The organism is Clostridium sp., assembly GCF_032552055.1.
Taxonomy (GTDB): domain Bacteria; phylum Bacillota; class Clostridia; order Clostridiales; family Clostridiaceae; genus Clostridium.
Genome location: NZ_JAWGSV010000102.1, coordinates 1 through 10,760 on the forward strand (window position 1 = coordinate 1; position 10,760 = coordinate 10,760).

Consider the following 10,760-nt stretch of genomic DNA (forward strand, 5'->3'; position numbering starts at 1 on the left):
AAAGAGCTTATTGAGACTAGTAACTCAGACAAATTTTTTATATTTTCTTGTGTTGAAGGTTTTGGAAAAATAAAAACTAAGAATTACACGTTGGATATATATAAAGGTGATAGTGTTTTAATACCTGCAAAGTTAGGTCAGTATTCAATAGAAGGAAATATTACTTTGTTAAAGAGTTATATATAACAGGAGGAAATTATGTTTAAAATATTTAAAAATAAAGAATCAAGGATAGTTTCACCGGCAACTGGGATAATTAAAGATATTTCTAAAGTAGATGATGAAACTTTTGCTTCAAAGTGTCTAGGTGAAGGGTTTGCTGTAGAACCTTCAAGCGGAGTTGTTGTATCACCTGTAGATGGATCAATTGAAGCGATTTTCCCAACTAAACATGCATTAGTTATTAAATCTAAAGATGAGAAAAATATATTAATACATATAGGGGTTGATAGTGTACAACTAGAAGGTGAAGGTTTTAAGTTATTAGTTGAAGAAAAACAGAAAGTTAAGGTGGGACAAAAGATTGTAGAAGTCGACTTAGATATGATAAAAAGCAAAATTCCATCATCTGATATTATGGTTATATTTACAGATGGAGACTCATTTAATTTGATAGAGAAAGAGAGAAGCATAAAAGCAGGAGAAAAAATTTAGGATATTATAAAATTACATAAATTATTTACAAATAAATCTAAAAGTGATAAAATTAACACAAATAAACATAATATTGATAGTATAATATTATTAAACAGTGATAGGGACGAGTATTATAGAATACTGTTCTAAGAGAGAAAGTGTCATTGGCTGTAAGCACTTTTAAATATGACTATAAGAAAACTACCCTGGAGTGATGGTTTAGTATCAATAAAATGAGAAATGCCATCGGTGAAGATCGATAATACTTACAGAGATGAATTGAATTTTTAATTCAATTTGGGTGGAACCACGTATATAACATTCGTCCCAAGATATGGGATGGGTGTTTTTTTATTTTTAATTAAATCTACAAAAGGAGGTAGAATGTAATGATTAACGTAAAATTAAAAGATGGATCAATAAGAGAAGTCAAAGAAGAATCAAATGTTTTAGAATTAGCTAGTTTAATAAGCAAGAAGTTAGCAAAAGTTGCTGTAGCAGGTGAAGTAAATGGAACCTTAGTCGATTTAAGCTATAAGCTTAAAGATGAAGATGAGGTAAATATACTAACTTACGATGATGAAATAGGAATTGAGGTTATGAGACATACTACCTCACATGTGATGGCACAAGCAGTTAAAAGAATATATAAAGATGCAAAAGTAACTATTGGTCCATCAATAGAAAATGGATTTTACTATGACTTTGATATAGAGAATTCATTAAATAATGAAGATTTAGCTAAAATTGAAGAAGAAATGAATAATATAATAAAAGAAGATTTGATTATAGAAAGAATGGAGTTATCTAGAGAAGAAGCTATAAAGCTAATGGAAGATAGAGATGAACCTTACAAGATTCAGATAATAAAAGAGCTTCCGGAGGGAGTAACAATATCTCTTTATAAACAAGGTGAGTTTGTTGATCTTTGTAGAGGCCCTCATTTATATTCAACTAAATCAATTAAGGCTTTTAAATTGACAAGTGTTGCAGGAGCTTATTGGAAGGGTAATGAAAAGAATAAAATGCTACAAAGAGTGTATGGTGTAGCATTTTCTAATAAAGAGATTTTAAAAACTTATTTAAATAATATAGAAGAAGCAAAGAAGAGGGATCATAGAAAGCTAGGAAAAGAATTGAAGCTATTTACTTTTGCAGAAGAAGGACCAGGTTTCCCGTTCTTTTTACCTAAGGGTGTAGTTCTTAAAAATGACCTGATAAATTATTGGAGAGAGCTTCATGATAAGGCTGGATATGTTGAAGTAGAAACACCTATAATGTTAAACAAAAAGTTATGGGAAACTTCAGGTCATTGGTATCATTATAAAGAAAATATGTATACTTCAATGATAGATGATGAAGAATTTGCATTAAAGCCAATGAATTGCCCAGGAGGAATGCTTGTATATAAATCTGAGTCTCATTCTTATAGAGATTTTCCAATGAGGGTTGGGGAGCTTGGAAGAGTTCATAGACATGAATTATCAGGTGCTTTACATGGTCTTATGAGGGTAAGAGTATTCACTCAAGATGATGCTCATATATTTATGTTACCAGAACAAATTAAATCAGAGATAAAAGGTGTTGTAGCTTTAATTGATGAAGTATATTCAAAGTTTGGATTTAAATATGGAGTTGAATTATCTACAAGACCTGAAGACTCAATGGGAAGTGATGAAGATTGGAATATGGCAGAGGAGTCTTTAAAAGATGCACTAAATGAAATGAACCTACCTTATAAAATAAATGAAGGGGATGGAGCGTTTTATGGGCCTAAGATAGATTTTCACCTTGAAGATAGTCTAGGTAGAACATGGCAGTGTGGAACTATTCAATTGGATTTCCAATTACCACAAAGGTTTGAATTAGACTATATTGGCAGTGATGGGGAAAAGCATAGACCAATAGTTATTCATAGAGTTATTTTTGGAAGTATTGAAAGATTTATTGGTATATTAATTGAACACTTTGCAGGGAAGTTCCCAACATGGCTTGCTCCAGTACAAGTTAAAGTATTACCTATTTCTGATAAGTTTATAGACTACTCAAATGAAGTTAAGAAGAATTTATTATCTAATGGAATAAGGGCTGAAATGGATTTAAGAGGTGAAAAAATAGGATATAAAATAAGGGAAGCTAGAAATGAAAGAGTTCCTTATATAATTGTTATAGGTGAAAAGGAAGAAAAGGATCAAATCATTTCTTTAAGAAGTAGAGTAAATGGTGATGAAGGAAATGTTTCTTTAGAGAGCTTTATTAATAAAATAAATGAAGAGATAAAAAATAAAAAAATATAGCTTAATTATATAATTAGTAAGTTAACTATATAGTTTTAACTATTAATAGAATAATATTTTTTATAATGAAGAGAAGGGGAGTAGAGATTTTACGACCCTTTCTTTTAATATCAATATAGAAGATAAATATAAATATAAATATAAAAGAGTTAAGATGAGATGTATTAGTAAATGGCTTAAAACTAACTTTTATTTAATTTCAAAAGAAAGAAAAATAATAAGAGAGTAATTATTAAATAATAAAAATTATTAGTTGACAAAGGATATTATTTAAGTTAATATATAAACATAACAAAGAAACTTAAAAGAAATTTAAATATATATATATAAGATGTAGGAGAGATTAATTATGAAAAAATTATTTAAATGCACAATATGTGGATATGTACATGAAGGAGTTGAAGCTCCAGAAGTTTGTCCTAAGTGTAACTTAGGAAAAGAAAAATTTGTTGAATTAAGTAGTGAAGATGCAGAAAAGATTTATGCTTCTGATAGAACTAATAGCATTCATGCTGAAATGATTATATTAGCAGATAAGATTGCTAAGCTTGCAAAAGAAGGTATTGAAATCAACCTAGATCCTAAGTGTGTAAATGGATTTGAAAAGGCTAAGAACGAAGCTTGGGTTATCAAACAAAGATGCAAAGCTGAATTAGCTGGACACATTGCTAACGGTAAGTGGTAAGATAAATATAAGGCTATATATTGTGGTATGACAATATATAGCCTTTTTTGTATAGAAAGAAATAGTTCATATGCCATGCTGAGATAAATATAATTTGGAGGAAAGAACTTTTATAGATTATACACCTACCTTAGTAGTTGAACGTCTTATCTGGTTATATAGAAATCTCTTATTTTCTCTTAGAAAGATAATTAAAATAAATTTTTATGTATAAATTAATTAAATTTAAAAAATATATTGTCAGAATAGATATCATATGATATTATGTAAACATAAACATATAGAATATCGTTAGATTGTTACTGGTTAAGCAGGCAAAACTTTAACTTTTAGTATATAGACTTTAAATGTATATATATACTAATATTAGTTATTGTTTTGTTTGCTTATTTTTTTTGTAAAGGAGGTCATTAAAATTAGAATAGAAAAAATCTTAAATAATAATGTCGTTACATCTATAAATGATAATAATGAAGAAATCATTGTTATGGGAAGAGGAATTGCCTTCAGAAAGAAAGTGAAAGATATAATTGTAGAAAAAAATATAGAGAAGATATTCACTCTATCTAATCCTAACATGAATAATAAATTTATAGAGCTAATAAGTAGCATACCACTAGAATATACTGTAATTTCTGAAGAAATAATAAGATATGCAAAAGAAAAGACAGGTAAAAAGTTTAATGAAAGTATATATATATCTTTAACAGATCATATATACAACGCTATTGATAGACATAAGCAAGGTATTAGAGTTACTAACGGTCTGAGTTGGGAAACTAAAAGATTATATTCGGAAGAATATGAAGTAGGTATAGAAGCTTTAGAAATTATAAAAAAGGAATTTGATATTACTTTAAGTGAAGATGAAGCTGCTTTTATAGCATTACACTTTGTAAATGCTAATCTCAATGAAGAAATGCCAATATTAATGGAGATTACCAAATTAATACAGGAAATATTAAATATAGTTAAATACAATTTCAATATAGAATTTGATTTAGAATCTTTAAGCTACTATAGATTTATTACACATCTAAAGTTTTTTGCTCAAAGACTTTTTAATAATAAGATTAATGAAAAAGATGAAGAAAATGATTTATTTTATATTATTAAAGAAAAGTATAATGAATCATATAAATGTGTAATGAAAATTCAAAAGTTTATATTGGAAAGATATAAATATGATTTATCTAAAGAAGAAATGTTATATTTAATAATCCATATTCAAAAGTTAATAAGTAAGAATTAGGATTGTTATTAAAATATATAGATTATTTTAAGGTGGTGATATAAGGTATCAGACTATTATCTGATACAAAACTCAGGATTGTTACTGGTAATGCAGGCAAAACCTTCGATCTATAAAAAGATATTGGAGGAATAAGAAATGAACTTTAAGGAAATAGCAACTCAGGTATTAGAACACATTGGTGGAGAAAAAAATGTGGCACATGTTACACATTGTGTAACAAGACTAAGATTCAATTTAAAGGATGATTCAAAAGTATCCATTGATAAATTAAAAAAAGTTAAGGGAGTAATGGGATGCGTAAATAAGGGTGGTCAATTCCAAGTTATCATTGGAAATACTGTATCCGATGTTTACCAAGAACTTATTAAACTAGGGAATTTTAATATGTCAAAGGGAGAAGAGAAAACTGAAAAGAAAGGTATCTTAACTAATATATTTGATACAATAGCAGGTGTCTTTACTCCTATTATTCCAGCTATAGCTGGCTGTGGTATGTTAAAAGGATTTTTAGGATTATTTGCAGCATTAGGGTGGATATCTCAAGACACTCAAACATATTACATATTGAATTTTATAAGTGATGCAGCATTTTATTTTTTACCAATTTTATTAGCATATACAGCAGCTATAAAGTTTAAAACATCACAATATTTAGCAGTGGTAATCGGAGGAGTATTATTACATCCAAACTTTTCAGCTTTAGTTAGTGCAGGAGAACCAGTAAAGTTTTTTGGATTACCAGTCGCATTAGTAAAATATGGTTCCTCTGTAATACCTATAATTTTAATTGTTTGGTTAATGTCGTATGTTGAAAAATTAGTTAATAAGATAATACCAAAAGCACTTAAATTAGTATTTGTACCTCTTTTTGTTATAGTTATAACAGCGCCTATAGGATTGATAGTAATTGGACCACTAGGTGATTTACTTGGTGGGGGATTGGCAAGTGTTATAATGGCTATTGATAGTAAAGCAACATGGGCATTACCACTAATTATGGGAGGATTAAGCCCAGTAATAATTATGACAGGTATGCACTATAGCCTTTTCCCAGCAGTATTTACACAATTAGCAACATTAGGATATCAAACATTAATGCCAGGTATGTTAGTATCAAATGTTTGCCAAGGAGCAGCAGCTTTAGCTGTAAGCTTCAAAACAAAAAATACAGACTTAAAACAATTATCATCTTCAACAGGGGCAACTGCACTTTTAGGAATTACAGAACCAGCTATGTATGGTGTAAACCTTAAGCTTAAAAAACCTTTTTATGCAGTTCTTGCTGGTGGAGCAATGGGTGGATTATATGCAGGTATAACAGCTGTTAAGGGCTTTACACCAAGTGGAACTGGACTTATAGGAATTGCTGCTTATATAGGACCTGAAATATCAAATGTAATTAATATAATAATTGCTTGTTCAATAGGTTTTGTAGCAACTTTTATTATTACTTGGATGATTGGTTTTGAAGATGAAGTTGATGAAGCTAATGAGGATAGTCAAGAAAATGAAGTTAAAGAAATAAAGCCTTTAAATAATAAAATATCTATAAAAAGTCCAATAAAAGGTGAAGCTGTACCATTATCAAAAGTTGATGATATGACATTTGCAGAAGAAATAATGGGTAAAGGTATTGCTATAATACCAACAAGCAATGAAGTTGTATCTCCTATAAATGGAACCGTTTCTATGATATTTAATACTAAACATGCCATAGGACTAAAATCAGATGATGGTGTCGAAATTTTAATTCATATAGGATTAGATACAGTAAAGCTTAATGGAGAACATTTTGAAGTCTTTGTAAAAAATGGAGATAGAGTTAAGGTTGGAGACAAGTTAGTAGAATTTGATAAAGAGGCCATAAAAGATAAAGGTTATGATATTATAACTCCAGTAATCGTTACGAATACTGCGGATTATTTAGATATTATATCAAATAAATTAGATATGGTTAATCAAGGTGACGAAATTATAACAGTAATATAATTAATGAGTGGAGGAGTTATTATGAATATTAATTTAAATAGATTTCCAGAAAACTTTTTATGGGGAGGAGCTACAGCAGCTAATCAATGTGAAGGTGCATGGAATGTAGAGGGAAAAGGAGTTAGCACAGCAGATGTTGCTACAGCTGGGGCTTTTGGAGTTAAGAGAGAATATACATATGGAGTAGAAGGGGGAAAGTATTATCCATCTCATGAGGCAATAGATTTTTATCATAGATATAAGGAAGATATAAAAATGCTTGCAGAAATGGGATTTAAGTGTTTCCGTTTATCTATAGCATGGACAAGGATATTTCCAAATGGGGATGATGCAGAGCCAAATGAAAAAGGTTTAGAGTACTATGATAATGTATTTGATGAGTGCTTAAAATATGGAATTGAACCAGTAGTAACTATATCTCATTATGAAATGCCATATTCATTAGTTGAAAAGTATGGTGCATGGAGAGATAGAAGATTAGTTGATTTTTATGTAAATTACTGCAATGTCATATTTAACAGATATAAAGATAAAGTAAAGTATTGGATGACTTTTAATGAGATAAATGTAATTACTATGCATCCTTTTATACCAGCAGGACTTAGAATTAATGAAGGTGAAAATAGAGAGCAAATAATATATCAATCAGCTCATCATCAATTAATAGCAAGTGCAAAAGCAGTTAAATTAGGTCATGAGATAAATCCTGATTTTAAGATTGGCTGTATGATAGTATATCCGCTGGCATATGCAGAAAGCTGTAACCCAGAAGATGTTTTACTTCAAAATGAGTTTATGAACAGACACTATTTCTTTAGTGATGTACAAGCTAAAGGTGCTTATCCTAATTTTATGAAAACTTATTTTAAAAGAGAAAACATTGAAGTTATATTTGAGGATGGCGATGAAGAAATTCTAAAGGCTGGAAAAGTTGACTTTATAGGATTTAGTTATTACATGACTTTAGTTGTAAGCTCAAATAATGATGGAAAAACACTAACTGGTGGTAATATGACTAAAGGAATAAAGAATCCGTATTTAAAGTCATCAGATTGGGGATGGCAAATAGATCCAGTAGGATTTAGAATATCATTAAATAATTTATATAATAGATATGAAATTCCTTTATTCTGTGTAGAAAATGGTCTTGGAGCAGTTGACACTATAGAAGAAGATGGTTCAATTAATGATGACTATAGAATAGATTATTTAAGACAGCATATAGTTGAAATGAAAAAGGCTATAACAATTGATGGAGTTGAAATGATTGGATATACGCCTTGGGGATGCATAGATTTAATTAGTGCAAGTACAGGAGAAATGAAAAAACGTTATGGTTTTATCTATGTAGATAAAGATAATGAAGGTAAAGGAACTCTTGAAAGAAAGAGAAAAAAATCATTCTATTGGTATAAAAAAGTTATCGAATCTAACGGTGAAATACTATAATAGTGACTAAATGAATTAAGAAAGAGATATTTAAGTAAGCAGATTATTTGAATAATTTAAATCTTTTTAATAAATGAAGGACAGATACAATTAAGATAGTTGTCCTTTATTATTTTACTAGGAAGTTTTAATATATATAATTTACACTTTAATAATAACATAAACATTTAAATAATTACGGACTGGTAATAAACTATGGGAATTTTCATTAGAACAGTATATTCACAAAATCCTATATAAAATGTTAAAATAGTTGAGATAGAAGTAATTTAAGTAAGGATGTGTTGAAAGAAGATGCAAAAATATGATCAGGATAATCCGAAACTTATTAATTCTATGGTATGTACTATAGATATATTAGGATTTTCACAAATGATAGTAGACTCTTGTAAAGAGGGATATGGCAACAAGCTACTTAATGAGATTAGTTATCTTATAAATAAGAATAAGCAGTGTATTATACCCAATAAATATAGTCAAGGGAAGATAAAGATATATACTGATAATATGATTGTTGGATACCCTATAAAAGATGATGGTGAAGAAGAATTGAATGAAATATTGGATAATGTATCAGAATATCAATTTAACCTAGCCCTAGAGGGACTCTTTGTTAGAGGTGGAGTAAGTGTAGGGGAATTTTATATAAATGAAGATATTGTTTTTGGACCAGCTCTTTTGGATGCTCATGATACTGAGAGTAATTTAGCTTGCTATCCAAGAATTGTATTAGATAATAAGACAGTAAGTAGATTACAAAAGTATATAAATAATTATGATATTGCCCCACAACACAAGAAAATACTTATTGATAATGACGGTCAATGGTTTTTAAACTATTTAAATACGATATTTAAATATTATACGAAATGTAATAATGAATATGAGTTTGAAAAAATACAAATTGATTTACTTTTTAGACATAAAGATAAAGTGGAAGAGATGTTAGTTATAAATAAGGAAAATACAAGGGTATGGGACAAGTATGTATGGATAGCTAACTACCATAATTATTTCTGTGATGTATATTTTCCAAAAGAAAAGCAGTTAAAAATATCAAGAAAAAATTTACTTTCATGGCCTAGAGAAATTTCAAAGAATGATTTTTAAAATAAAAATTAACCCATATTAATTATTTGTAATACGGGTTAATTTTAAGTAGATAATTATATCCAATTAATATTAGCTTCTTTTCTAGGAGCAGTTCTTTGGTACTTAACATCAGGATAACCAACAACTAAGCAAGAGATTATTTGTTTGCTATCTTTTATTTGAAGTAAATCTAAGATTTCTCTATTATCCTGAGCTCAATTAATAAAAATCCACTAAAGAAAGTACCAAGCCCTAAGGAATCAATCATAAGTTCCATATTTGAAGAAGCTAACCCACCATTTATTGGAGTTTGAGAAGTAACAAATATAGCTAATGGAGCATTGAAAAATAACCTATCATTCTTTGATGGGTCTTTTTTATACCAACTCTTAATTATTAATTTCAGCTTTTTTTTCTTGTAAAGAAATTACTTTAGTAGGACAATCTTTAATACATTGCTCACAAGCTATACATTTAATCTTATCTACTTTAAACATTTAGAGTCACTCCTTAATAATATAGTTATTTATTCCAAGAAATAATATAAGTAAGATCTTTATTTGGTTTCTGTTTTTGAGAGTCAAGTGATTTAAATTCACCATTAATTTTATTTTCAATTGCTACTAAATGAAAATGACAAAGGGCTATTCCAATATCAATTTTAGTTAAACCTTTAGTAGAAGTAATATAAAAGTGTAAGTTATTATCTTCTTTTAATACTCTCCATGGTTGCTTATTCATTGCTGATGGAGCTAATCGTAGCATTTCAAGTGGCTCTAAGTACTCATCCGAATCATTTGGATTAAGAGAAGTATCAAAGTTCCCATTAAAGAACAACTCAGAATATGATTTACGTTTATTAGTATGACTACCGAATAAAGTTGCTATAACAGATTTTTTACCGCCCTCATAACCAATAGGGGAGACTATAGGTAAGATTTCATTTTCTTTTAGGTTAATAGCTTTTGCAAACTCACCTTTATTGAAAGTTCCACCAAGCCATACAGTGCCTAAACCTAAAGAAGTACAATATAAAATGACTTTTTCTAAAGAATAGCCTAATGCAATTAAAGATAAATCGTCATTATCACAAGCTGATACTAAAAAATAATTTGCACCTTTAATAACTCCGTAGGTTCCAAGTTTTATATCTTTATTAACTGAATTCTTTTTTATTAATTTTATCTTTATTTCCTTATTAAAAGGATTTGATAAGTTTTTAATATAATTTTCTATTTTTTTTATTATATCTTCAGATAAAGGAGTATCAGTATAATTTCTAACTGAGTGCCTAGCTTTTATAGATTCTTTTATTGATAGATTTAATACATTATTCATAACTAACACCTCCAATGGT

9 protein-coding genes, 2 pseudogenes and 1 other annotated feature are annotated in these 10,760 nt (G+C 28.6%); of the genes and pseudogenes, 8 read left to right on the forward strand and 3 right to left on the reverse strand.

The window, feature by feature from the left end; genetic code table 11:
* The 8 genes and pseudogenes from E6248_RS08575 to E6248_RS08610 all read left to right on the forward strand — a co-directional run.
* Positions 1-186 (forward strand): annotated as a pseudogene (locus E6248_RS08575) (mannose-6-phosphate isomerase); the annotation flags it as partial.
* A gap of 12 nt (positions 187-198) precedes the next feature.
* The gene (locus E6248_RS08580; RefSeq protein ID WP_316340404.1) at positions 199-654 is read left to right on the forward strand and encodes a PTS glucose transporter subunit IIA; all 456 of its coding nucleotides are present in this window, start codon (positions 199-201) and stop codon (positions 652-654) included.
* An 88-nt stretch (positions 655-742) separates the two neighbouring features.
* Positions 743-969 (forward strand) — a binding site (T-box leader).
* A gap of 56 nt (positions 970-1,025) precedes the next feature.
* Entirely contained in the window at positions 1,026-2,933 is a 1,908-nt protein-coding gene (thrS, locus tag E6248_RS08585; RefSeq protein WP_316340405.1) for a threonine--tRNA ligase, read from the forward strand.
* A 349-nt stretch (positions 2,934-3,282) separates the two neighbouring features.
* Positions 3,283-3,618, forward strand: coding sequence for a rubredoxin-like domain-containing protein (locus E6248_RS08590; RefSeq protein WP_136005287.1), 336 nt, complete (start codon positions 3,283-3,285; stop codon positions 3,616-3,618).
* 382 nt (positions 3,619-4,000) lie between these two features.
* Positions 4,001-4,870 carry a BglG family transcription antiterminator LicT gene (gene licT, locus E6248_RS08595; RefSeq protein WP_316340406.1) on the forward strand — a complete coding sequence of 290 codons (870 nt, stop codon included), beginning with the start codon at positions 4,001-4,003 and terminating at the stop codon, positions 4,868-4,870.
* 138 nt (positions 4,871-5,008) lie between these two features.
* On the forward strand, positions 5,009-6,862 hold the full coding sequence (locus E6248_RS08600; RefSeq protein ID WP_316340407.1) for a beta-glucoside-specific PTS transporter subunit IIABC: 1,854 nt from the start codon (positions 5,009-5,011) through the stop codon (positions 6,860-6,862).
* A gap of 21 nt (positions 6,863-6,883) precedes the next feature.
* The gene (locus tag E6248_RS08605; protein WP_316340408.1) at positions 6,884-8,311 is read left to right on the forward strand and encodes a 6-phospho-beta-glucosidase; all 1,428 of its coding nucleotides are present in this window, start codon (positions 6,884-6,886) and stop codon (positions 8,309-8,311) included.
* Between the two features lie 294 nt (positions 8,312-8,605).
* Positions 8,606-9,421, forward strand: a complete 816-nt coding sequence (locus tag E6248_RS08610) for a hypothetical protein (RefSeq protein WP_136005282.1) — start codon at positions 8,606-8,608, stop codon at positions 9,419-9,421.
* Positions 9,422-9,477: 56 nt separating this feature from the next.
* Here the strand turns inward: E6248_RS08610 and E6248_RS08615 are convergent.
* From E6248_RS08615 to E6248_RS08625, 3 genes and pseudogenes are all read right to left on the reverse strand, one after another.
* Positions 9,478-9,785, reverse strand: a pseudogene (locus E6248_RS08615) (nitroreductase family protein); the annotation flags it as partial.
* Positions 9,786-9,792: 7 nt separating this feature from the next.
* Entirely contained in the window at positions 9,793-9,900 is a 108-nt protein-coding gene (locus E6248_RS08620; RefSeq protein ID WP_316340409.1) for a 4Fe-4S binding protein, read from the reverse strand.
* A gap of 25 nt (positions 9,901-9,925) precedes the next feature.
* A complete protein-coding gene (locus tag E6248_RS08625; RefSeq protein ID WP_136005863.1) occupies positions 9,926-10,741 on the reverse strand; it encodes a nitroreductase family protein in 816 nt (271 codons plus the stop codon).
* Positions 10,742-10,760: the final 19 nt, after the last annotated feature.